The 24,096-nt window shown below is 45.9% G+C and carries 20 protein-coding genes and 1 pseudogene; 12 read left to right on the top strand and 9 right to left on the bottom strand.

The genetic code is table 11. From position 1 onward, the window contains the following. Window positions 1–175 precede the first annotated feature (175 nt). The 5 genes from IQE94_RS11435 to queA all read left to right on the top strand — a co-directional run bounded on the left by IQE94_RS11435 (window position 176) and on the right by queA (window position 4,611). Window positions 176–793 (top strand): Crp/Fnr family transcriptional regulator, encoded by a 618-nt coding sequence (locus IQE94_RS11435; RefSeq protein ID WP_212718436.1) that lies wholly within the window; start codon window positions 176–178, stop codon window positions 791–793. Between the two features lie 203 nt (window positions 794–996). Continuing rightward, on the top strand, window positions 997–1,428 hold the full coding sequence (locus IQE94_RS11430) for a hypothetical protein (protein ID WP_212718438.1): 432 nt from the start codon (window positions 997–999) through the stop codon (window positions 1,426–1,428). A gap of 36 nt (window positions 1,429–1,464) precedes the next feature. Beyond that, complete coding sequence (locus IQE94_RS11425) at window positions 1,465–2,205, top strand: creatininase family protein (protein ID WP_212721832.1); 741 nt, start codon at window positions 1,465–1,467, stop codon at window positions 2,203–2,205. A gap of 152 nt (window positions 2,206–2,357) precedes the next feature. Next, window positions 2,358–3,443, top strand: coding sequence for an AI-2E family transporter (locus tag IQE94_RS11420; RefSeq protein WP_212718440.1), 1,086 nt, complete (start codon window positions 2,358–2,360; stop codon window positions 3,441–3,443). Window positions 3,444–3,525: 82 nt separating this feature from the next. Then, window positions 3,526–4,611 (top strand): tRNA preQ1(34) S-adenosylmethionine ribosyltransferase-isomerase QueA, encoded by a 1,086-nt coding sequence (gene queA / locus IQE94_RS11415; protein ID WP_212718441.1) that lies wholly within the window; start codon window positions 3,526–3,528, stop codon window positions 4,609–4,611. Between the two features lie 65 nt (window positions 4,612–4,676). Here the strand turns inward: queA and bioD are convergent, their stop codons facing one another. Continuing rightward, window positions 4,677–5,390, bottom strand: a complete 714-nt coding sequence (gene bioD / locus IQE94_RS11410) for a dethiobiotin synthase (protein WP_212718444.1) — start codon at window positions 5,388–5,390, stop codon at window positions 4,677–4,679. 168 nt (window positions 5,391–5,558) lie between these two features. Between bioD and IQE94_RS11405 the strand changes: the two genes are divergently transcribed. From IQE94_RS11405 to IQE94_RS11395, 3 genes are all read left to right on the top strand, one after another. After that, on the top strand, window positions 5,559–6,560 hold the full coding sequence (locus IQE94_RS11405) for a ribose-phosphate pyrophosphokinase (RefSeq protein WP_223341966.1): 1,002 nt from the start codon (window positions 5,559–5,561) through the stop codon (window positions 6,558–6,560). A 281-nt stretch (window positions 6,561–6,841) separates the two neighbouring features. After that, window positions 6,842–7,393, top strand: coding sequence for a DUF2808 domain-containing protein (locus IQE94_RS11400; RefSeq protein ID WP_212718446.1), 552 nt, complete (start codon window positions 6,842–6,844; stop codon window positions 7,391–7,393). Window positions 7,394–7,487: 94 nt separating this feature from the next. Next, window positions 7,488–9,542, top strand: coding sequence for an FAD-dependent oxidoreductase (locus IQE94_RS11395; RefSeq protein ID WP_212718448.1), 2,055 nt, complete (start codon window positions 7,488–7,490; stop codon window positions 9,540–9,542). Window positions 9,543–9,684: 142 nt separating this feature from the next. Here the strand turns inward: IQE94_RS11395 and IQE94_RS11390 are convergent. After that, window positions 9,685–9,777: pseudogene (locus IQE94_RS11390) on the bottom strand (IS630 family transposase); the annotation flags it as partial. 67 nt (window positions 9,778–9,844) lie between these two features. On the opposite strand from IQE94_RS11390, the gene IQE94_RS11385 reads away from it, so the two are divergent. From IQE94_RS11385 to IQE94_RS11375, 3 genes are all read left to right on the top strand, one after another. Continuing rightward, a complete protein-coding gene (locus IQE94_RS11385) occupies window positions 9,845–11,155 on the top strand; it encodes an IS701 family transposase (RefSeq protein WP_223341782.1) in 1,311 nt (436 codons plus the stop codon). A gap of 181 nt (window positions 11,156–11,336) precedes the next feature. Beyond that, window positions 11,337–11,852 (top strand): hypothetical protein, encoded by a 516-nt coding sequence (locus IQE94_RS11380; RefSeq protein WP_212718411.1) that lies wholly within the window; start codon window positions 11,337–11,339, stop codon window positions 11,850–11,852. A gap of 29 nt (window positions 11,853–11,881) precedes the next feature. Beyond that, window positions 11,882–12,292: a bleomycin resistance family protein gene (locus IQE94_RS11375; RefSeq protein WP_212718408.1), complete on the top strand. Its 411-nt coding sequence runs from the start codon at window positions 11,882–11,884 to the stop codon at window positions 12,290–12,292. Between the two features lie 193 nt (window positions 12,293–12,485). On the opposite strand, the gene cofG is transcribed toward IQE94_RS11375, so the two are convergent. From cofG to IQE94_RS11360, 3 genes are read right to left on the bottom strand one after another with little or no spacing between them, the layout of a single operon-like run. Further along, the gene (gene cofG, locus IQE94_RS11370) at window positions 12,486–13,427 is read right to left on the bottom strand and encodes a 7,8-didemethyl-8-hydroxy-5-deazariboflavin synthase subunit CofG (RefSeq protein WP_212718406.1); all 942 of its coding nucleotides are present in this window, start codon (window positions 13,425–13,427) and stop codon (window positions 12,486–12,488) included. Between the two features lie 3 nt (window positions 13,428–13,430). After that, on the bottom strand, window positions 13,431–14,069 hold the full coding sequence (locus tag IQE94_RS11365; RefSeq protein ID WP_212718404.1) for an alpha/beta hydrolase: 639 nt from the start codon (window positions 14,067–14,069) through the stop codon (window positions 13,431–13,433). A gap of 12 nt (window positions 14,070–14,081) precedes the next feature. Beyond that, complete coding sequence (locus IQE94_RS11360; RefSeq protein ID WP_212718402.1) at window positions 14,082–15,242, bottom strand: SpoIID/LytB domain-containing protein; 1,161 nt, start codon at window positions 15,240–15,242, stop codon at window positions 14,082–14,084. Window positions 15,243–15,405: 163 nt separating this feature from the next. Here IQE94_RS11360 and IQE94_RS11355 point away from each other — a divergent pair, with 163 nt between their 5' ends. Beyond that, on the top strand, window positions 15,406–16,260 hold the full coding sequence (locus IQE94_RS11355) for a DUF1350 family protein (RefSeq protein ID WP_212718400.1): 855 nt from the start codon (window positions 15,406–15,408) through the stop codon (window positions 16,258–16,260). A 91-nt stretch (window positions 16,261–16,351) separates the two neighbouring features. Here the strand turns inward: IQE94_RS11355 and IQE94_RS11350 are convergent, their stop codons facing one another. From IQE94_RS11350 to IQE94_RS11335, 4 genes are all read right to left on the bottom strand, one after another. Next, window positions 16,352–16,780: a ferredoxin gene (locus IQE94_RS11350; protein WP_212718391.1), complete on the bottom strand. Its 429-nt coding sequence runs from the start codon at window positions 16,778–16,780 to the stop codon at window positions 16,352–16,354. A gap of 307 nt (window positions 16,781–17,087) precedes the next feature. Continuing rightward, complete coding sequence (locus IQE94_RS11345) at window positions 17,088–18,752, bottom strand: BRCT domain-containing protein (RefSeq protein ID WP_212718389.1); 1,665 nt, start codon at window positions 18,750–18,752, stop codon at window positions 17,088–17,090. Window positions 18,753–18,934: 182 nt separating this feature from the next. After that, window positions 18,935–22,282 (bottom strand): ATP-dependent helicase, encoded by a 3,348-nt coding sequence (locus tag IQE94_RS11340; protein ID WP_223341965.1) that lies wholly within the window; start codon window positions 22,280–22,282, stop codon window positions 18,935–18,937. A 166-nt stretch (window positions 22,283–22,448) separates the two neighbouring features. Further along, window positions 22,449–24,026, bottom strand: a complete 1,578-nt coding sequence (locus tag IQE94_RS11335) for a polysaccharide biosynthesis/export family protein (RefSeq protein ID WP_223341963.1) — start codon at window positions 24,024–24,026, stop codon at window positions 22,449–22,451. Between the last annotated feature and the right edge of the window lie 70 nt (window positions 24,027–24,096).

The following is a 24,096-nucleotide window of genomic DNA, read 5'->3' as shown; positions in this document are numbered from 1 at the left end:
TTTTGGGTTGTTTTGTTAACTTTGTCTTTACCTGGGAATGGCGGGGAAGGGTTATGCTGACTCTTGGAAGAGTTTATCCCAATGGGAGTAATGCTTGGGTAGTGCCAACAGGATGCTTGACCAATGGGGACTAAGCCCGATCGCCTGGATTGATTTTTGAGGGTTGCCTGATTTTATGTTTGTGAACAGTTCCCCGATCGCCGATAGTTTGACCGCATTGGTAGGATTAGACTCCCAGCCCCTACAGTTTTATGAAAGGGGTGAGATCGTTCCCCCCAAAGATCAAGGTTGTTGGCAAATTTACCGGGGTGTTTTACAGGTCAGTCAATGGACATTAGGAGGCGATGAAGTGCTGATGGGTTGGGCCCAGCCCGGTAGCTTTGTGGGCTTGGATTTCAGCGCTAATCAACGGGAAACTTATCAGATTCGGGCTTTGACGGATGTATATCTACGGGGCTATTCCCTCGAGATGATCACCAACAATGCTAGGCTATGTCGCCTGGTGCTTGACCAAACCCTACAACAAGTAAGGCAGAGGGAAGCTCTACTGGCGATCGCCGGTTGTAAAAGGGTGGATGAACGACTCCAAGGATTATTGAATCTATTGGGCGAGGAGTTGGGGCAACCGGGAGCCGGGGGCATGCGTTTATCGGTGCGCCTCACCCATCAAATGTTGGCCAATGCCATTGGCACTACTAGGGTAACGGTCACCCGTCTGCTGGGAGAATTCCAGGCCCAAGGAAAAGTAAGTTTAGATGGCGATCGCCATTTGGTGGTTGCCTTGGAAAACTAAAGACGTGTTTGAAAAGCCCCCCTGACCCCAAATTTGGGGGGAAACAGAGGCAAAGTCCCCCGGTATTGCCGGAGCTTTAATGGGGGGATTTAGGGGTCAAAATAAGACTTTACAAACAGGCTCTAAAGTTTAAACCGAATTGGCCAAGGACAAGGATTTTTTGATAGCCTGGACTTAGTTGTTGCACAGTTGAGAAAATGGCTATGGTCTGGGCAAACCGTGGGTATCGTTGTCGATGGCTTGGCGTTTTTACGCTGGGAATTGCGGCGCTGTCATTAACCCCACTGAAGGTCTACAGCGCAACGGCGATCGCCTCTCCCCTAACTGGGTTGCAAATATTACCATCCCCATTTTTACTGGCGGAAATTATTCGAGGTTGTCCCAGGGCGGAAGTGGTGGAAGCCTATGAAACCAAAACCTACCTGGCCTATATTTGCCAAACCTACGACGGACAATTTTTTTACCGGGGTGTGAATAAAAACAACGGCGACCAGATTAATGTGATGGATGTGCTCAGCACCGACGGCGGCACCTACCACGCCACCAATGGAGCCTACACCTATTGGGTGAACCAGCAATGGTTGCGGGTAACCAAGAATGGTAAGACTATTTTTTCTGAACCTGTTTTAAGGTAGATGAAAACAGTTAGCCCCATTTGGCCCAAGCCCACCATGCAATTACACCTCTCCACCTGGCCCGAAGTCGAAAGCTATTTACAATCTTCCACCGGCATCATTTTCCCCATTGGTTCCACCGAACAACACGGTCCTATAGGACTGATCGGTACCGATGCCATCTGTGCCGAGGCGATCGCCAAGGGGGTAGGGGAAGCCACCGGAGCCATGGTGGGGCCAACCATTAATGTGGGCATGGCTTTGCATCACCTGGCTTTTCCTGGCAGTGTTAGCCTGCGCCCCAGTACTCTGATCCGGGTGATCGTCGATTACGTCAGCAGTTTAGCCCCTGCCGGTTTTAGCCGGTTTTACTTTATCAATGGCCATGGAGGGAATATTGCCACCCTCAAAGCCGCTTTTTCCGAAGCCTATCACCATTTGGGTAGCCTCGGCCATAGTCAAAATGTCCGTTGTCACCTGGGTAATTGGTTCATGGCCAGGGGAGTTTATCAGTTAGCCAAGGAACTCTACGGTGACCAAGAAGGCCACCACGCCACCCCCAGCGAAGTGGCCCTGACCCAATTTGTTTACCCCGAAGCCATTAAAACAGCGCCATTAAATGCGGAAGTTGCCTCGGGCCATAGCATTTACAGCGCCCAAGATTTCCGGGAGCATTATGTCGACGGGCGCATGGGTTCCAATCCCGCCCTCGCTACCCCAGAACATGGCCAAAGGTTTTATGAAGTGGCAGTGAAGGAATTAAGTGAAAGTTATCAACGGTTTTTGACGGAAAACTAGCCACAATTTCGCCCAGTTGTCCCATTGACCAGATTCTTACCTTGATGGTGATCAATTGGAGCCGCCCTCCATCGGCGATCGCCAGCGAGGCCAGGCCGGGTTAAGGTAGGTGAACATTGCGTTGCCCTGGATGTCCATCCATTCCCTTTGCCATGTTGGAAGAACTGAAACAATCCCCCCCCTGGCTCCGGCTGAGTTTACTATTTCCCCTCTTTTTCCTCAACGGCTGGTTATTCTACAAAGCCATGGGTTTTTTGCAACCCCTCAGTAGTTTATTGGTGGCGGCGGCCCTACTGGCCTTTTTGCTGGATATCCCCGTGAGAATTTTGGTGGAAAAAGGCTTCAAACGTCCCTGGGCCGTGGCTAGTGTGCTCCTCATCGCCCTGATTGTGATCAGTCTTTTCCTCTTGATTGTCATTCCCCTGGCGATCAACCAATTGGGACAACTGTTGGATAACCTGCCTGGCTGGTTCCGTTCCGGCAACGCCCAACTGCTGGTACTACAAGCCTGGGTAAACGAGCATTATGCTAACCTCCAGGTAGACCTCCAACCCCTGATCAGTCAAGTAATTCAAAAACTGAGCCGCATTCTCAACTCCGTCGGCAACCAACTGTTGGGCCTGGTGGGGGTGACTATCAGCACCGGTATTAACGGATTAATTTTACTGGTGCTAACCATTTTCCTTGTCCTTGGGGGGGAGAAAATTTGGGACGGAATTTTTAGCTGGTTTCCCCATCCCTGGCAGAGGGATTTGCAGAACCTAATTCGGGAAACTTTCGAGGGCTATTTTGCCACCCAAGCGATTTTAGCCGGCATTCTCACCGCAGCGCAGATGGTGGTGTTCACCATACTCCAGGCTCCCTATGCCATCCTTTTTGCCATCACCATTGGTTTGAGCACGTTGATTCCTTTTGCCAGCGGTTTAAGCATTATCACCATTAGCCTTTTACTAATGTTAGAAAACTTTTGGTTGGGGATAAAAATTCTTTTGGCAGCGGTGATTGTGGGACAAATTAATGATAACGTTATTTCCCCTCGTTTAATGGGTAACCGCACCGGTTTAAATCCGGCCTGGATCATTGTTTCTTTGTTTGTGGGGAGTAAATTAGGCGGGATTTTGGGTCTTTTGGTGGCGGTGCCCATGGCCAGTGTTATTAAGGCCAGTAGCGATCGCCTGCGGGGGCTATCAGAAAAATCCGTGGAAAAGTCCGCTGAGGTTTCCGTCAGCTCGACCTAAATTTTCGGATAATTGTTAAAGCTTGTCGGGCTTCTTTTTTTTGCCGTCTCTGTCATTTAGATTTTTTACGTTTCGACCATCCATGGACCAGGATAAATACCTTAGTAGTTACGATTACCAACTGCCTCCCCAATGCATTGCCCAAACTCCCGCCGTCCCCAGGGATCATTCCCGCCTGTTGGTAGTGAAAGATCAATTCACGGTGGAGCACCAACATTTTTATGATTTGGGCAATTATTTAAAACCCGGGGATTTACTGGTTCTTAATGACACCAAAGTAATGCCTGCTCGCCTACATGGCCACAAAAAAAATGGTGTGGCAGTGGAAATTTTGCTACTGACAGAATGTACTGAAAACCAATGGATTGCCCTAGTCAAGCCAGGAAAAAGATTAAAGCTGGGAGCAAAAGTTAAATTTCCCGCCCAGCGAAATGATAAACCCGATCTTTGGGCGACCATTTTGCAACGGGATGAGGCCACCGGGGGTCGATTATTGGAGTTTACCTTGGAGCCTGGGCAACGGCTCTGGGATGTGTTGCCAGACTATGGCGAAATCCCTTTCCCGCCCTATATTGGCGATCGCCAAGCTACGGATGACCAATACCAAACTATCTATGCCGAAAAGTTAGGGGCGGTGGCGGCTCCCACAGCAGGGTTACATTTCACCGAGGATTTGTTGGAAAAGTTGGCTCAACAGGGAGTACAGACAACAAAAGTTACTCTCCATGTGGGCATTGGCACCTTTCGCCCGGTGGAAACGGAAAATATTCTCGACCACGTTATGCACCAGGAATGGATTGATGTCCCCCCAATGGCGGTGCAAGCTATTGAACAAACTAGGGCAAAGGGGGGCAGAATTTTTGCGGTGGGCACCACGGTGGTGCGTTGTTTGGAAGGCATGGCCCAGGAAAGTAATTTTCCCAAGCAACCCCTGCAACCCTTTCGGGGCCAGACGGATTTATTTATTTACCCCGGTTACCAATGGCGCTTGGTAGATGGATTAATTACCAACTTCCACCTGCCTAAATCTAGTTTATTAATGTTGGTCAGTGCCCTCATCGGTCGCCTCCGGTTAATGGCCATTTACGAAACGGCGATCGCCAAAGGGTACCGTTTTTATTCCTTTGGAGATGCCATGGTAATTTTGCCGGAAGCTTGCCAGCTTTAGGGAAAAGTTCAAAAAAACCAAGGGCTGAGTACCATTCAAATTGGTCTGTATTCAACTGAATTAACCTAAAAATAGGCTAATTTTTCCAGATCAAACCGGGCCGTTACCTCCGCCAAACAGGATACATTTTCCCGCTCCGACTCGGTTAGATAGGGCACAATCCCCACAACCGGCAAATGGGTAAAAGACTCCAACATAGCTGGTGTGGCCCAGTCTTCTATCTTGGCCTCCGCCTCTGGACTGGCACAACTGAGCACTAACCCCCTCAGCTTGACTTTAGTTTGTCTCGCCAAAGCCACCTGGGCGATCGCCTGGCCCATGGCTCCCAGTTGCACCGGCACCACCAAAATAGTTTCCAAACGCCACAGAGCCGCCACATCTGCCACCGTTAATTCATGGGTAACGGGGGAACCTAAACTACCCAGGGCTTCCACCAACACATGGCCATGGTTCTGTTGCATTGTCTGCAGAGTCCGCCAGACTAACCCTAAATCAATGGTTTTCTCTTCCTGGTCAGCGGCCAAGGGAGGGGCTAGGGGCTCAGCAAATTTTAGTGGCGTCACCACATCCCAGTGGGTCAGATGGCTAAAAAGTTGTTGGTAAAGCTCGTCATCCCCCAACCCCGTCTGCATTAACTTTATTAATCCGAAAGACTGATCTTTGCCGTACTTCTGCCAGTAGGCCGCCAGAGCTGAAGTAGTTACCGTTTTGCCCACCCCGGTATCGCAACCCACAACTAATAAAGTTTTCTGGTCAACGGCTCGGAAAGAATGGGACATGGGGGAGCAAAAACCGAGGGGAAAAAGTGAAAGTTAATTTAAGTTTTGCAAAACCCAAGGAGATTGGTGAGGGAAGAATCCGCTATGATTGGATCGGAGTCCCCTGGGTTAGCTTCCGGGCATAAGACTAAGGGGAGCACCAGTAATCTGCCATGACATGGGGGTAAAGTGTCTGCCGTGAGCCGTATCGCTACTTTAACACGTCAATCGATGCTGTCTGCCTTATCTGACAACAATCGCTTACGTCTTTTTTCCGGATCATCCAACCCATCTTTATCCCAAGAAGTGGCCCGTTATTTGGGCATGGACATCGGCCCCATGTTGCGTAAACGGTTTGCCGATGGAGAGCTCTACATCCAAATCCAGGAGTCCATTCGGGGCGGTGACATTTACCTTATCCAACCCTGTTGCCATCCGGTCAACGATAACCTAATGGAATTGTTGATCATGATCGATGCCTGTCGTCGAGCCTCGGCTCGCCAGATCACCGCGGTACTGCCCTACTACGGTTACGCTCGGGCGGATCGTAAAACCGCTGGTCGGGAATCCATCTCCGCCAAGTTAGTCGCCAATCTCATCACCGGTGCCGGTGCCCAACGGGTATTGGCCATGGATCTCCACTCTGCCCAGATCCAGGGTTACTTTGACATTCCCTGCGACCATATGTATGGCTCCCCTGTCATCATTGACTACTTAAAAAGTAAGCAACTAACTGATCTGGTGGTGGTTTCCCCGGACGTGGGCGGGGTAGCTCGAGCCCGGGCCTTTGCCAAAAAATTAAACGACGCTCCCTTGGCTATTATCGATAAACGTCGTCAGAGCCATAACGTGGCAGAAGTATTAAATCTCATCGGTGATGTGGACGGAAAAACTGCTGTACTGGTGGATGACATGATCGACACCGCCGGTACTTTGTCGGAAGGCTCCCGTTTACTGCGGGCCCAGGGCGCTCGCCAGGTTTATGCCTGTGCCACCCATGCAGTTTTCTCCGAGCCGGCCATTAACCGTCTTTCCGGTGGCTTGTTTGAGGAGGTAATTGTCACCAATACCATTCCTGTGCCCGACGATCATCATTTTCCCCAACTGACTATTCTTTCAGTGGCCAATTTAATTGGGGAGGCGATTTGGCGCATTCATGAAGAAAGCTCCGTCAGCAGTATGTTCCGCTAGGGATGAGTTTTAAGTTTTTTCTGTGGACAATGGCAAAGCTGGATAGCTGAGCTGGCCAAAGCTTGGGCTGGATGATAGTCTTGGTTAAGCAATTTACAGTTAATGCCGCCTTGGTTCAACCTTGTCTTTGGCTATGCTGGTAGTTAGGTGATGCAATCATTGCCTATATTTCCCCGGGGTCTGTTTTGTCAAATTCTGGAATTTTGGCAATTGATGCAGTCTCGAACAGATTGCCCCTGGACATTCCCCACTTCCATCTCAATTTCCTCGGAGGCCAAGCCATGTCTATGCCCAGATCTTCTCGATTTAAATTCCACAAAAAACTCTTTGCTTTCCTCTCCCTGAGTGGCGTTCTGGTAATGGGTTTACCCACCATCAGTTTTGCCCAGGGTAACTCCGGGTTCACTATTTTTAGTGGAGTGGACAATCGTAGCGATATTTTGGATTACTACCTCCAATTCAACGGCCGTTCAGGGCAAAGGGACCGCTACAAACTCTACATCCCCGCCAAGAAAATGACCCAGGGGGCAAAGGTTTTATACGTTTCCTACCCCGAAAATTTTGATGGCACCTTCGATGTGGAGAAGGTCCGGGTGGAAAATAAACGCCAGGGAAACATTGAAATTGAAGATGTGGTTTGGGACAAAGAAAGTCGCTTTCTGCAAATTGTTTTGGCGGAACCGGCAGAACCCAATAGTCAAGTTACCATTACCCTGTCCAATGTTACTAACCCCAGCTTAGGAACTTATTACATGGTGGCGGATGCCATGGTGTCCGGCGATATCCCTGTCCGGGTTTATTTAGGCACTTGGATTGTGAGTATTAACCGCTAGTTACTTACCATTTACTTGCTGTTGGTCTCTGTAAACTGCCTAGCTTTGCGTTTTACCCAGAGAAAAGCTCTGGTTTTGAGTAGCGAGAATCTCCATGACTACCCATTGCCGCCGAACTGTTGCGGCTATTTTTCTGGCAATTTTTTCCTGGCCGATCGCCCCTGGGCAAGCTGCTCCCCCTAGGCCAGTGGACGAGACAGTGGAGTGCGAAATTTTGATAGTGGGTGGTGGATTGGCCGGCACAGCCACGGCCTATGAAGGTTTGTTGGCGGGGAAAAATGTTTGCATGACAGAGCTAACGGATTGGGTGGGGGGCCAACTCACTTCCCAAGGCACCGCCGCCCTCGATGAACGGCCTACCCAAACGGAAAAACTTTTTTATCCCCGGGGTTATCTAGAATTAAGGCAACGAATCAAAGATTTTTACGGTGTCCAAAATCCAGGCAAATGTTGGGTAAGTCGTTCTTCTTGTTTTTTACCCAAGGATGGCCATGACATTCTGATGGCGATGCTGGAGAATGCGGAAAAGAAAGGCCAAGGCACCCTGCAATGGTTTCCGAATACTGTCATCAAAGAGCTGGTTTTGGCCCCCACCGCCCCAGGAGAAGAGGGACAGGAAATCATCCGGGCGATCGCCATTCAGCATCAACCGGCCTCCAACGCTCAACCGTTAAACAGTCAGTTTTTGTCTCAGACCATTGAAGACAGTTACCGCTACGAAGATTCTGAACAATTCACTAAAACCATCATTAACTTCACCGCTCCCCGCAATAACCAGGGTAAAACAGCCCAATGGTTGGTGGTGGAAGCCACCGAAACTGGGGAATTAATTGCTTTGGCCGATGTGCCCTACCGGGTGGGAGTAGATCCCCGCACCTATTTAGACCCGTCTTCCTCCAGTGTGGAAGGTTTTGCCTACTGTACCCAGGGCTTCACCTACACCTTTGCCATGGAGGCCACCGCCGAGCCCCAACCCCAGCCGGAACCAGATTTTTACCAAAGATTTACCCCTTACTACAGCTACGACCAATCCCGGTTTGATTTTGATGCTTTATTTACCTATCGACGTATTTGGAGTCCCGATGGCCTAGGCATTTTTGAGCCTGCTACCCCTAATCAACCAAAAAATCGCTTTGGCGTCAGTCCCACCCAGCCGGGGGAAATTTCCATGCAAAATTGGTTGCCGGGTAATGATTACACCCCTGGTACCCCTAGGGACAATTTTGTTTACACCAGGGAGCAACTGCAACAAACGGGACAACTGGAATCAGGGGGATGGTTGGGAGGCCTGCGGACGGAAAGCTTGGCTAATGGCGAAAAAATTGCTTTGGGTTTTTACCATTGGTTAGTGGCGGGCACCACCGATGCCAAACTGGGGGATAACATCAAAACTCCCAGTCCGAATAATCGTTTGCTAACGGGGCTGGATAGTCCCATGGGGACTGAACATGGTCTTTCCAAATTTCCCTATATTCGGGAAGGACGTAGAATTATTGGTCGGCCGGATTTTATTTATCCCAACGGTTTTGAAATCAACGAAACAGACATTTCCCGCCAGGACTTTAAGGAGGATTTTTACCGGGAAAATCTTTCCCCTAGGGATTACCGTCGTTTACACGCCGAGTTAGCGGGCATTGACGGTTTGGATGTGCTGGATGGTAATCTTTCCCCCGATGCAGTGGAGCGTCGTCAGCGGGCCACCATGTACCCGGATTCTGTGGGCATTGGCCATTACAATATTGATTTCCATCCCTGTTATTTGGAATATCCGGTGGAAAAACCCGGCAACATTGAACGGCCTGGGGAAAGACAAGCCCATACCCCCTCTTACCCGTTCCAAATTCCGTTGCGGGCTATGATTCCCCAACGCATTGATAATTTATTAGTGGTGGGAAAAACCATTGCCACTAGTCACATTGCGGCGGCGGCCTATCGAGTTCATTCCTTTGAGTGGTCTTCCGGGGCAGCGGCAGGTATTGTGGCAGTGGATGCGTTGCAAAACGATTATTTACCCTATCAATTGGTGAACCAAACTGCTTTAATTGCTAATCCAAAATTGTTGCAGTTGCGACGCAAAATTGATCGTACTGGTAACCCAACAGCTTTCCCTAACACATCTATTTTCACCAGTTTTGAAAACTGGAAGTAATCCCCAATTTTCACAAAAATTTCAGTTTTGGAACGGAGTATTTGGGGGATACGATTGCGATTTTTGTATCGGTGAGTTTGGGATCTCCTTTTTTTGATTGGATTTTACTCCCCTTACATAAAATTCTGTTCAGTCCCATTGTTAATGCTGGTATCAAAAAGAATTCAAGCCATCCTTCAAAACCTGTTGCATTTAAGCTTCCGGTGAATAACATCCGCGCTATTAAGTCTTCCTGCTATCCCTCTTCCGTCAGACTGAGGGAATTAAAATGGAGATAAAAGGCTGAAAAGCGCGGAGGGAGAATGACAAAGACAAGAGAGGCGAAAAAGACAGTACAGTGTGTAGACACATATAGTGAACTGTATAAAGATATATTTCCAGAAGTGAGGTCTTATGAGTCATTTAAATATATCATTGTGGGAATATTAAGTGATATAAAAAGAAAGAGTTTACCTGCAATAGCATCATCACTAGGATTGAAAAATGAACAGGGATTACTGCATTTCATGACAGATTCTCCTTGGGAATTAAAAGAATTAGAAAAAAGAAGATTAAATATTATCTTAGAAGTTTTAGAAGGAAGAGAAATAATAGTAATAATAGATGAAACAGGAGACCCCAAAAAAGGGAAAACAACAGATTATGTAAAAAGACAATATATTGGAAATTTAGGAAAAATAGAAAGCGGTATAGTGTCAGTAAATGCCTATGGTTACTGCAATGGAGTAACGTTTCCTCTAGAATCAAAAGTATTTAAACCAAAAGAAAGATTAAAAGAGGGAGATAAGTATAAAACAAAGCCGGAATTAGCAGTAGAGATAATAAAAGAACTAGAAGAAAGTGGTTTTAAAATAAAAAGAGTAGTGTCAGATAGCTTATATGGAGAAAGCCATAGCAATTTTATCAGTGCCGTAGAGGAATTAAAAATAGAATATGCAGTGGGAATCCGGAGCAATCATGGGGTCTGGCTTCCAAAGGAAGCTAAAGTAAGGGCAAATAAGTGGAGGAGGTTTGAACATATAAGATGGGATGGAAAACAGGAAGATAGGTATATCAGAGAAATAGTTTATGGCAAAAAAAACGCAATAAGATATTGGGAAATTAAAACAGAAACAGAAAAAGAGGAGGAAAAAGCAGGATGGTTTGTAATGACTCGAATACCAGATATTAAATATAAAGAAGTTGGCAGAATATATGGGGTAAGGTCATGGATAGAATATGGATTTAAGCAATGCAAAAGTGAATTAGGATGGGCAGATTTTAGGGTAACTCATTATGAGCAAATTCAAAAATGGTGGGAATTAGTGATGTGTGCATATTGTATGATTTGTTTTTATGATGAGAATTTTAATCCGACTCTAAATTCAACGTCAAAGTATCATCAAAAGCATGAAAAATGGGATAAAGAAGAAGGGTGGAAAAAATGGCTAAACAACCTACGATTAGTGATCTCTGTATTTAATGCAATAAATCTTATCAAAAAGTGGTTAAAAGTATTTCCATTTGCCCATGTTTTGGATGAGTTAACTAAACTTTACAACAAGGTTGATAAGCTAGATCGATTAAAGTATTTGCTAAATTCATGGAATACATTCTATTCTTCTTCTGCCTAGATTGATGAAAGAGGGATAAAACTTAATCCAAATAATTTGACTTAGTGGTTCTTTTCAGGCATTCTCTCAGCATTAGAAGACTGAGTATGGGTTTTAATGCTGTTTATCCTTACAAGTTAAATGATAAATGTGCATTAAGGGTTCCCATTGAAGTTTAATTAATGGTTATGCATGAAATTAAATGACAGAGCAATTGCTAAAAATGGGGCTAATCCCAAAGCTATCACGAGACTTTGAGATTTTAGAAGAAGTTTGGGGGTATCATCCTATATACGATGTCCGTCTAAGGATTGACGTTTTCTTGCGTGCAAAGCCTCACTTAATAGCTGAAGGCTTCACCAATGAGTGGTTTGGTGTTGAGTGCAAATGGGTTGAAGGCATAAATGCACAGACATCAAAAACAACAAGGCTTGTTTGGCAAAGCATTACATACGCTCAGTCTATCTTTGAAGTGAATGGTAGCAATGTTAAGCCTCGTTTTGTTGCGGTGTTTACGCCTGACAATTTATCCCCCTCAATTGAGCGACATCTAGATACATTATTAGGGCTTGGATTGTATGGTTGTGTAGGCAAACTTTATTTTTATAAAGATGGATCGTGGGGTATCAAGTTTGCGAGTATATATGGGCGCAGCAGTCCAGATGGTTATTATATTAGCCAAAAACAATTACCAAAATTGAGAGCTGGTAGTGTATAAATGCATAACTTGTAGCTCAGGGATTAACTATGAAAGCAAAATGCATAACACCAATCCTGAATGTGTCCGATATGGAATCTAGCTTTGAGTGGTTTATGAAGTTGGGATGGTCGAAGAATTGGGAATGGGGCGATCCTGCTGGTTTCGGTTGCGTGGGATCTGGTGAATGTGAGATATTTCTGTGCCTAAATGGTCAAGGTGGCCGAGGAAAGAGCCAAAATTTAACAACATTCCAGAAAACAGGCGACGAATTAGGAGATGGTGGGACGTGGATGTCAGTGTGGGTTGAAGATGTAGATCAAATATTTCACATTGCAAAAGAGAATGGGATTGAGGTGACTTGTGAGCCAGAAGATATGCCTTGGGGTGTTAGGGAATGCCACATAAGACATCCCGATGGTCATGTATTTAGAATTAGTTCTTCAATCACGACCAACTAAATGTTGCAGTCGGGCAGGGACTGAACAGGGCCGTTAGGCCGCATACAAAATTTACGACCTACCCACCAGAACTTCTTCGTCACCAGCTTCTTACTGTAAGCGCCTCTGTGCTTTTGCAATCGTCCATGGCGATCGCCAGCAACGTTAGGGTCGCCAGATAGCAGAAAAAATTGTTGCCCAGATCGGCTAGTAATTAGTTGATAAAAATTGGTAGTCGTTGTTGTAGGTTAGGATTGAGCCAGGAAAAATAAGTGGGATAAACTGGAAACCTTGGTTGCAATGAATAACCATTCTCTTTTAGCAATTGACTCAATTGATTCACCGATTGGTGATGATAATCAGGGTTAACTTCATCAATGGGAACAATTCCCCCTAAATCCCGAACTCCAGCCGCTAAACAAGCTAGTAGATCACTGAAATTTGGCACTAAATTGGGCGGTATTTGTAAAGTAATGTCTTGGGGTAATATTGCCCTTGCTAAGGTAATAACTTGCACCAATTTTTGTGGGCTGTAGGCGTAAATATTATCTGTTTGTTTTTGTCCAGGACTGTGGGGTTGCAAAATAACTTCCTGAATATGACCGTATTGGCTGTGAACATTGGCGATCGCCATTAAACTCTCTTCTACTTCCTGGTCAGCTTCCCCAATGCCCAATAGTAGACCGGTGGTGAAAGGAATACCCAATTCCCCCGCTAGTTGTAACTGTTCTAACCTGAGTTGGGGTTCTTTACTTGGTGCTTGGCGATGAACAGTGGTTAATAGCCGGGGAGAAACCTGTTCCAGCATTAACCCCAGGGAAAAATTGACCTCCTTTAAACGAATCATTTCTGACCGACTCAGAGGCCCGGCATTGGTATGGGGATAAAAACCCAAATCCAAGGCCATTTTGCCAAGGTTATAAATAAGTTCAAACCAAGCCTTTCTGCGGGAAGATTGGGGATGCACTTCCCCGGCCAGAATTAAAATTTCCCTTACTCCCTGCCCTGCCAAACTTTCCAGCCGCTGTTTAGCAGCGCTTTCGGTTAACCATTGATCCCGTCCAGGCTCCTGCCGAAAATTGCAGTAACTACAACGATTAAAACACTCGTAGGTGGGAACCAGGGTATAGGCGGGACTGTAGGTGATGGGCAACACACTTCAACTCAAAAAAGACTTTAACCGCGCCAAAGCCATGGGAGGAATGGCATGGCCCATGGGAAATTCTTGATATTCCACCGTCGCCCCAATGCCTTCTAGTTCAGCCTTGGCCTGTTGAGCCATCCGCACCGGTACTACCGGATCTTCGGTGCCATGGATTAACAAGATAGGGGCGATCGCCTGAAGTTGGGGTTCAGGTTGGAAATGGAGATAACCACTCAGGGAAAAAATCTTTGCTAGGGGTAAGGTCAAACCCACATCCAGGGCCATAGCTCCTCCTTGGGAAAAGCCCCCCAACACAGTTCTGGCCAGAGGAATGCCTGTTTTTGCCTCTAAACCCAATAAATAGGCCCTTAAACTCTGTTTTGCCTGGGATAGTCCCTCAAAAGTTTGACTTTCCAGGTCATACCAAGCCCGCCCTCCGGGAATTTGGGGATGGGCAAAGGGGGCATTGACAAAGCGCCACTGACAATTTGGCAAGTCCAACATGGGGGCTAAATCCGCCAAATCCCTGGCATCGGCCCCCCAACCATGGAGCATTACTAGCAAACGGCTAGACTGCGACGGTGAACTTCCTCGGTCAGGATAGGCGATCGCCGAGAGATCCGCTGCAGAATGGGCCGAAAAATGTAGAGCCATGGCAGGACAGTCCTAGCGATTTAACTGGGTCAAACTAGCGGACTGGTAATAATGGGACAAAATTTGTTGGTAGGGGGTGCCTTTTTGGGCTAAACCGTAGGCTCCCCACTGACTCAAACCAATGCCATGGCCAGAACCACGACCGATGATAGTGAAATTGTCGCCATTTTTTGACACTGTGAACAGAGTGCTACGGAGTTTCAAAGCCTGACGAATGGCATTGCCCGTTAACGTTTTGCGCCCCCCGGTGCCATTGACTTGGATAGAAGCAATGCGACCCCTGGGGGTAACTTTTAGGGGAGTTAAGCCGGTGACAGTGCCGATGCCGCCAATGTGTCGGCTTAAATCACGGTTACTGAAGGTTTGGTTCCAGCTAAACACCGGCGAACTTTGGTCATAATCCACTACTCCCCGTAGATAGGGCAGGGGTGACATCCATACGTCTTCAACATTTTCCGTATGGCCCCCAGAGGCGGCATGGAACGCAGCCAAAATTACCTTGCCGTTGTAGGTCATTACTTGCCCCGCCGTGGCTTCTACGGCCTCCACTGTGCTGACATATTCGTTATTCATTCCCTTGTAAACCTGGGTGGCAGTGGTGGTGTCCAGGTCGTAGTAACGGTTACTATCTTTGCTGGTTTGATAGATGGCGTAGGTGCGGGCGGCTACAGCTTGGGCTTTTAGGGCTTCCAAAGGCCAGGAAGGAATGGCTTCGGAACCTACCACACTGTATAAATATTCTTCAATGCCCACCAGGTTAACAGCGCTGACCCCATTGCCCTGACGGATTAAACGCACCTTACCCCGATACCAACGATCGCCGATCCAAATGCGGCCGTCACCGCTGGGTTCAATGGTGATTTGGGAAGCCTGCATGCCAGCCAGGTTAATGTTGCGACCGGAGGCAGTGGCATTGGCGGGGACGAGGGAATCTAGGCGACCAATGGTGGCCCCCCCAGCATTTTTCACCAGGGCCGGGGTGGAACTGCCCACTCTGACATTGCCAACCCCTTTATTAATGGCAACCCGCAATTCCATCGCCTGGGCGGATAAAGTCCAAGCCAGGGAAATAATTAAACTGAAAAAACCAGATTTACCAATTAGTTGTAACCAGGGGAGGAGAGCCCGTAAGTTTGTTGGCAGGGAACCCCCTGTTTTTGTCGTCAATTTCATGACAAATTTTCCTCACAGCACAATCTACCGGTCAATCCTAACCAAGGTAGCCGTTGGCGGGGATTTTGCCAAGCCAGTTGCAGCGCCGACCAAAGGGGGAAAGATCGTTAAAATAGCGGTGGTTATGGAATGGGTCAGTTTCTCAAAGAGGAAATAGATTTCGATGGAATGGCGTGAAATTTCTGGCAGTTGGGTTCTGGTGCCGCCCCAACCGATCGCCGTGGTGCATTTTCTCGGGGGAGCGTTTGTGGGTACTGCCCCCAATGTGGCCTATCGTTGGCTATTAACGGAACTGGGTAAAGCTGGTTATGTGGTGGTGGCCACCCCTTTTCTCAATACCTTCGACCACCAGGCGATCGCCCGCAGTGTGCTGAATCGTTTTGAAATTATTCTAGAAAGATTGCGAAAACAGGGAGAAATTACCAATGGTTTATTGCCGGTGTACGGCTTAGGCCATAGCCTTGGTTGTAAGTTACATCTGCTCATTGGCAGTTTGTACGAGGTGGAACGGGCCGGCAATATCCTTATTGCGTTTAATAACTATCCGGTTAAACAGGCCATTCCCTTTGGGGAGCAACTAGCCCAACTGCAATTGGACAAATTTCTCACCGGGGTGCAAAAACAACTGAGACAGTTCAATCTCCAGGTGGATTTAAATTTTGAATTTACCCCCTCACCGGAGGAAACGAATCTTTTAATTGCCGAAAGCTATCGGGTGCGACGGAATTTATTAATCAAATTTTCCAACGATGACATTGATCAAACCCTGGGGCTCCGGCCGATTTTGAATCAACAAACTGCCGACCTAGTGGCCTACTGTCCCCTTCCCGGCAATCATTTGACTCCTTTAGGACAAGACATTCAATGGGAAACGGGCCAGGAATTTTCCCCCCTGGATGCGGTGGGGCAATGGTTAAAAAACTCCCTTTCCCAAGACTTAAGGCGACTGCAAAAGGAAATTCTCCGTTGGCTAGAACCCGCCCGTTTTTATAGTCATTTTGACAATTCTAGTAACTGATAGATTACTCTCAAAAGCCCCCTTGTTCCTTCTAGTGGGATGCCCCAGGATTGCCGGAAAGTCAGAATAGTCCGATCATCAGGCTCCCTGGCTAGTTGTTGGTTCTGTCAGTCTCTTCAGAAACCGGAAGTGGATGGGTGAAAAAACGGTATTCTTCCACCGGATGGCCTTGCAAAATATGTTCTTGGAGAATTTGTTCCATCACTGGGGGGGTGACATTGCGATACCAAACTCCATCGGGATACACCAGCAAAATAGGTCCCTGTTGGCAAACTCTTAAGCAGTTCGCCTTGGTGCGAAAAATATGCCCTGTTTGACTGGCTTGGGCGCAATCCAACCCCAATTCTGGTAGGCGTTTTTTGAGATAATCCCAGGTGGCGAGGCTATCTTCTTTGCTACAACATTTCGGTTTGGTCTGGTCACAGCAAAGAAACAGGTGTCGTTGAATGCGGTTAATACCGAGGCGTTGACAACTATCAACAATGGTTCCTGGAGAGGTTATGGGAAAGAAATTGTCCATGGGAATGGGGGCCAAAACTGAATAATCGCCGTATAGTTGGAGAGAACGAAGCCCAATGGCCCTGCCCCCCAAATTATTATGTTTAAAGATTGGAACTTTGATGACTGGATGAACCATTTAATGATGGTATTGACCCTATTGGGCTTGGCGATTATCTGGTTTGTACTCTGAGATTTTTTTGTTAGGTTTTTTCAAGTCGCCCCATCCCTCCCAAAGAGCAATCAGAGCAACTATGGGAGGTAACAGGTTTAATCGACCATGTTTGGTTAATTTAGTGGGCAATCCAAGTTCACCTATGAATTTTTTCCTATTCGCCCAACAATTCCAAGAATTGAGCTTCCGACAATTGGGCAATGCCGAGCTTCTGAGCTTTTTTCAGTTTCGCGCCGGGGGCCTTGCCCACCACCACATAATCGGTTTTGCCGCTGGGAGTGCCAGTGCATTCAGCCCCCACATTTTGGAGTCTGGTTTTAGCTTCCTCCCGATTCATGGCGTTGAGGGTACCGAGGATGACAATTTTTTTCTCGGCCAGGGGATGGACTCCGCTTTGGTCAACTTCCGGCGGGCGATCGCCAGTTTGGGCTGGGGCTGGCTCTGATTTTGATTCTCCCTGGGGTGCCTCTACCGAAGTTTTTTCCACTTTAACCGGGGCCTTTTCTGCGGGCTCTGACTCCGGACTAGACTTTGTCTTTGATTCAGATAGCTGGGGCACGGTCGCTTTAGCAACTTTGGCGGGCTGGGGTTCAGGTTTTGCTGTAGTTTTAGCAGGGGTGGGGTCAACTTTTTCAGCCTTGGTCGGTTTAGCTGATTCTTGCTCAACTTCAACACTGACTGGGGCGGGGGCCTCGGCTGGTTTTGCTGGAGCAGGCTTAGTTGCGGCGACGTTAGCTTTAACCGGCACTTCCGGAGCTGTGGGCTGGGTTTTGGCTATGGCCTCTTTCAACGTGGCCAATTCCTCCTGCAGTTGGGTCACTTCCCCCTGGGCAGATTGCACGGCGGCAGTCTGTTCTTTTTTCTCCGCTTTCAGGCGATCGCCTTCGGCCTGGGTAGTTTCCAGTTTGAGTTTTAATTCGGCGTTGGCTAGGGCCAATTCTTTTTGCGCTTCCTCCAGTTGGTTTAGTTTGGCGGTGAGTTGCTCCCGTTCCCCTTGCCACTGTTCTTCCTGCTGCACTAGGCGAGCAAGGGCGGTTTGTAAATTTGTTACCTCTGCCTGGACTGACTGGGTTTTTTCTTTTAAAGTGTGTGATTCTTGCTGGGCTTGATCCCGCTCCGTGGTTAATGTTTGTACCTTTTGCTCTGCTTGGACAAGCCGATTCTTTAAGCTTTCCTGCTCTTCCCGGCGTTGTTGTTGCCAGAGTTTTTCCTGGGAAGCTAAGTGTTGGTCGATCGCCTTGGCTTGATTTTGTTCTACGTGGGTGAGTTGGTCGCTCAACTGTTGATTTCTGGTCATTAGAGACTGCAACTGCACCAATTTAGGGCGGGTTTCCGCCACTTCATTCACCGCTTGCTTGAGGCGATCGGAAAGGTTGGTATTTTCCTGGAGCAATTCTTGATTGAGTTTTTGCAAGCCCGCTAGTTTTCCACCCTGGATGTCATCGTAGTGAGCCAACTGATGTTGCAGAGCGGCCACCATTTTTTCCTGAGCTTGGTAATTCTCTGTCAACTGATCCCGTTCAGCTAAAGCATTTTGTAGGCTGCTTTGGATCGACTGTAACTCCTTCTCTAGACGACGCAATTTCCCCTTGGTGTGGATGATGCCCTCAGGGGATTCCTCGCCATTGTCATGGTTAGAGCTGACTTCCTTGGCGATCGCCTGGGTTGGGGAACTGGTGGGTATGGTTGACGGCAAATCGGAAGGTGGAGACTGGGCCAGTTTTTTTTCCAGGGCACGACGACTATTCCAGACATATATGCCACTGCCTAGGGCCAAAACCAATCCGCTTAAGGGGTAGCTCAATTCCAATGGGGTCATCCACCGTCTCCTCGATCAAGAACATTAATGCCAATCGCCACTGGACTGGACTCTAGATCCTCTTATAGCAAGTTTGGGAACCTTTTATGGAGGGATAGGGAGAAATAGTCGCAAAACTTAATCGAGGTCTCACCGTAAGGACACCCTGGACTGAACTTCCCCAACTTCGCTTCGTCCCTATGCTAAGAATCTGAGCCGAAGCAGGTTAATATTCTCTGCCCTATTGCCAGATCAATCATTCCGTTGGTTTGCTCAATGTGTTTAATTAGTTCCCTATAGGCAGAGGCAAATTGCAATTGAGATGAGTTGCCTAAAATAATTAGTTTGCTTTTAGCCCGGGAAATACTAACTAGTAATTTACGGTCTGTGTTTTGGCGATCGTGGTCGGCAATACTTTGAATATTTGTCACTTGCTTAGACCAGGAAATGGTGGTGGAAAAAATAATTAATTCCCGTTCATCCCCCTGGAATCTCTCCACCGTATCAACAACAATGGGTAAATCAGCATTACCCAGAATTTTTTCTAGCTGTTGATTGATTTCTGCCACTTGAGCTCGAAAAGGAGCAATTACACCAATTTCCTCCGCAGGAAAAAGATTATTATCCCAGTAAGTTTTAACAATTGCAGCCGCAATGATAGCTTCGTCAGTATTCTTCCGTTGCAGACCAATTTCGGACGGTGTTTCCACAAAAATAGTTCTGCTCTTACTTAATTCTTTTAATAGATAATTCTCATAATTTTTATGTTTTGGCTCCGTTTCCCTCTGTTGCTCCCGTTGTTCCAGCAACCGGCGATCATAATGATGAGCAATTAACAAAGTAATATCTCTATGCATACGGTAATGTTCAGTTAACTGACCGTAGCAATGGTTCCATTTTTTATTTTTGGCATTGGTAATTAATCTTTCAAACAAAGACACTCTCAGATCTGCAAAATTTATGTTGTAACGAGAAAATTCTTTCGTTTTTACCAGGCAATCCCCATCCCCTTGAGTAATCACTGCTGGTAATTGTTTTTGATCGCCAATTAGAACAAACTTGTTGAATAATGCCACTATCCCTGCCACATCAGCCTCTGTTAGTTGGGAAGCTTCATCAACGATTAGCTGATCAAATTCACCAACAAATTCTCTGAGTAATAAATACTTATCCTTAAAAGTTGAAACAGTAGTAACAAAAATCCGGCTTGCCTGCAGTAATTCTCGCCATTGATCTGCATTATTACCAGTTAATTTTTTAGTGAATAAATTTTCATCAACTACGGTTTTATTGCCTAAACGGACGTAATCTATTGATTCCCCATGGCGTGGATGTTTAATGGCCTTACATATTTGTTCTACAGCTTTGTTGGTAAAAGCTAGGATAAAAATATTTTTCTTGTCTAACTTCAATAAATTTTGTACATAGTTAACTAAAAATATACTAGTTTTTCCTGTACCAGGTGGTCCTTGGAGTAAATAATAATGCTTAGCTTCGAGGGCTTGACAAATAATTTGATTTTGATTGCTAGTCAAAAAATCGTTTTCTTGATAATTTATCGATAATGTTTGCGGTTCTAAGTGCCCTAAAAGCAGTTGTTTTTTCTCCATGGAGCAAACTAACACTTCTAACAAGCAAGCTATACTACTCCAATAATTGCGCTCAAAAATATCTGGCTCTAAAGCCCAAAACTCATACTTTTCAATAAACGAATAATCAGTTTGCTTATTAAATAAAGAAACTAGAATTTGTTCTTGATTAATAACTTTAATTGACCCCTTAAAAATATGTTGCTTTAAAGGTTCATAATCCCCGTCTATTTTAGGGTAGATAATTACCATGTCACCGACTCGAAATGAATGGTCTATATCAGCCTGGGTCATAGCCAGAGAAAGATAACTCTTCCGCTTGTCAACTTCCATTACTCTGAGACCATAAAGTAGTCGATAGTTACTTTGTTTGGTATTAAAATTGTCCAACCACAAACTAGCAAATCCTGTGGATGATTGATGCTTATTTTCTAATTCCGACTGTTGAAAATCTGATGTTTTACTGTTAATTAATTCCTTGAGAGTAAAGGAAATTAATTGTTGATAATAATTTGTGGTTAATCTACCGGGCTGATAGCATTGTTGAAAACGGTTTAAACGTCGTTGATTATACTCTGGTAATGCCCCAGCTCCATTAGTTTTAAGTTTATTTAAGCTGGTAAAATCGCCGTTAGCTAATTGGTAAATTTTGCCAACAATTTTATTCCTGATTTTAATCAATTCATTTTTTTCCCGGGATTCACTGACGATATTTCTACGGGGTTGGTCTGATTTTGAGTAAAATATTTCCTTGTTACCTACATAATTGCCATAGGTGCTTTCCAGCATCATGTTATAGGCCACCACTTGCATTTTATGATTTTTCCATTCTCTGCCCGGATAGGGAGCGCTACCACTTTTAAGTTCAATAATATCCTTAAATCTCTTTGAATTGATAGTCAATAAATCTAATCTTCCTTGCAAACCATAATGCTGTGAAAAGAAAGTTGGTTCAATCCAAATACGCAGCTTTTCTTGATGTAATCTCTTGACTAAATTAATAATGTTGGGAAGATGTTCTTGGATGATGGATGTTTGAATGTCGACCATTTCTTTTTCCCCAAGATAGGCACATCTTAAAGCATCTGATTTCTTATAATCTGTAAAAATTTTAGCAACATCAATCTGTTCATTTCTGACTAATTCATCCAGATAGTAACCAACAATAGTCCCCTTAAAAGCTGGAGCCCCAGCTAATTCTCCCACTAATTTACTGAGCCAAAAAATATCACTACTCGTGTTTCTGTTACCAAAACATTCACTGATGCCACTGGCGTCCATAAGAAAGTCTGGTTCAATAACAATTAGTGATTCTGAATTAGCTTGGTATTTATTTTCAGCTACTGGCACTAAATTGTGACAAGCGATTAATGTATCTTCGTTTAATAAATCTGTTAAATAAAATAAGTGGGGGGCCTTAAACCAATCACACTCCAGGATAATGCTTGTTTGAAGATCATCTAAGCTAAAGCCGTACAGGCGAAAAGCTCGTCGGGATTTACTCTGATGATGCCCAGTGTATAAAAGTTTTAGGTATTTTGGCTGGGGCGATCGCCTTGCCTGGAAAAGGGTTGTGAAATATTGATTATCATATTGATTGTTCTCAATAGCAAATTCTAGCAATTCAGGATTTTCGATCACCTTTAAACACAGTCTTTGGATCAATAAAATCCCTTGGTCAATTGCCACTTGATTGACTTTTTCAGAAAAACCTCTGCGGATAAACCGGCGAAAAGCATCCAGGTTACTGACATCCTGCTCATCTAAATTGATTTTACTAAGGCAATATCTAAACCTAGCATAAAAATTTTTAAAGACTATATTTTCAGAGTCAGTAAGCATGTTTATTAACTGATAAAACAGCCCTGAAATGGCAGAAAAGCTATCTTTTAAACTAGATTGAAATGGACGAAGCACCAACAGAGACTGAGATATTTCTACAATCGTTTTGTTGTTGTTCATCGATTATATCCAGAAAAATTTGCCCAATATTACTGTCAAAATTAACTCTAGTCTGCAATTTTTGTTCGACTTCGAACAGTTCACTCCTAAAGTCTCTAAATGAATCTAGGTCATAAATCTATTCCACTGATCTATTTACTAATAGTTATCAAAGAGACATATAGGTTTAATTGTTAATTAAGTTAATTAGGCTTAGCCCCCCTCCTCCTAGGAGCGCACCAATAGGACTAAATAATTCTCTGAGCGTATCGGTTGCTTGGGTTAAACCACTGGTATTGACTAAAACTACGTCATTATTTCTTAAAGTTGGATTTCTGTCAGAACTAATATTGAGACCAAAATCTGGGGCGATATTAAGCCTAGTGACTGTACCATCGGGATTTAAACGAATCAGATCAACACTGGCCTTATCTGCCCGAATAGGATCGAAGGAACCGGCGGCTAAAATTGCTTGGTTTAAAGTGGAATTGGGTTGCAACTGAATGGCACCTCCCCGTCGTACTTCCCCGACAACGTTGACAGTGATGGAACGAGGTGAAAAGTTAGCAGTAGCAGTGGCTTCAAATTCATCTGGTGAAAGTTCCTTGGCCTGGGGCACAGTGATGACATCACCATTTTGGAGGATAACATCCTTGTCTAAGTTGCCTTCGTCCAACAGTTCCCAGAGATTAACCACAATTAACTCAAAATTACCGTCCCGATTTTCCCGCCGTACTTCGACGTTGCGAATGTCGGCCTGGGATTTAATGCCTCCAGCCTCCTGTATTGCTTGGGTCAGACGTACGGGTTGAGTATTTTCTACGTTGGCACGGCTGCCGGTGCCAGCTCTGTTACTGTTGTCACCACTCACCTCAGTGATACTGGAAGCTCGAATGGCAGGGGAAAGTTTGTACGAACCAGGACGAAAAATTTCCCCAATCACAGCAACATTGATTTCCTGTTCAAAACGAATCCCAAAATTTGCATCAGCCAACTGTCGCACTTCCCTGGGATCTGTAGCGGTTTTGCTGGGAATAACCACAATATCCCCATCCCGCAGGGTTACATTCTGACGGGAGTTTCCTTCCCGTAACAGTTCCCACAAATTAATACTGTAGGTTTCTTGGTAATCACCTTTTTGTCGACGCAGTTGTACTCGACTGATGTCCGATACGGGAGTTAGACCACCGGCCTGTTGAATTACCTGGGTCATGGTGGGAAATTTCTGCCCACCTTCGATCGCCAAGGCATAGGCTCCGGGGGAATTGACTTCACCAGAAAGGGTAATGTTGAGAGGACGGGGACTGGTGAGAATGGCCGTGACTAGGGGGCGGCGAATGTATTTTGCATACTGATTAGCCAAAAGTTGATTAAGCTCCGGGATGGTGAGATCTGCCACTCTGACCGTACCAATGAGGGGAAAACCCACTGTGCCATCCACTAAAACTTGATATTCCCCGGATAACCCTTCCACTTGCAGCACATCAACCCGGAGGCGATCGCCGGGGCCGAGGGTATATTCACTCTCCGGGGGCAGCACTGAAGGAGTATTTTGGGGCGTAAATTGCTGTAATTGACCAGGGGCAGGACTACCAATTTGGGCCAATGCTTTCGGGGTTCCCAAGCCCACCCAGGCCATGGCGATTAGTAACACTGCGCTGTTGAGCTTTGAGGGCAAGGATTGACTGGGATTGATCGGATTCAAGGGAAGCATTGTATTCACCAACGGAGAAAAGTCCAAAGCAGTCAAAAGTAAGGTTTTCATCCCACTACAAGAAACAATTATTGCCTTTTTAGTTTCCGGCTGGGGTGAATTAGCCCAATGGCCTGGGCAT

The sequence above is a fragment of the Synechocystis sp. PCC 7339 genome, from assembly GCF_019924095.1.
Taxonomy (GTDB): Bacteria; Cyanobacteriota; Cyanobacteriia; order Cyanobacteriales; family Microcystaceae; genus Synechocystis.
This window is presented reverse-complemented; position numbering and strand designations above follow the sequence as displayed.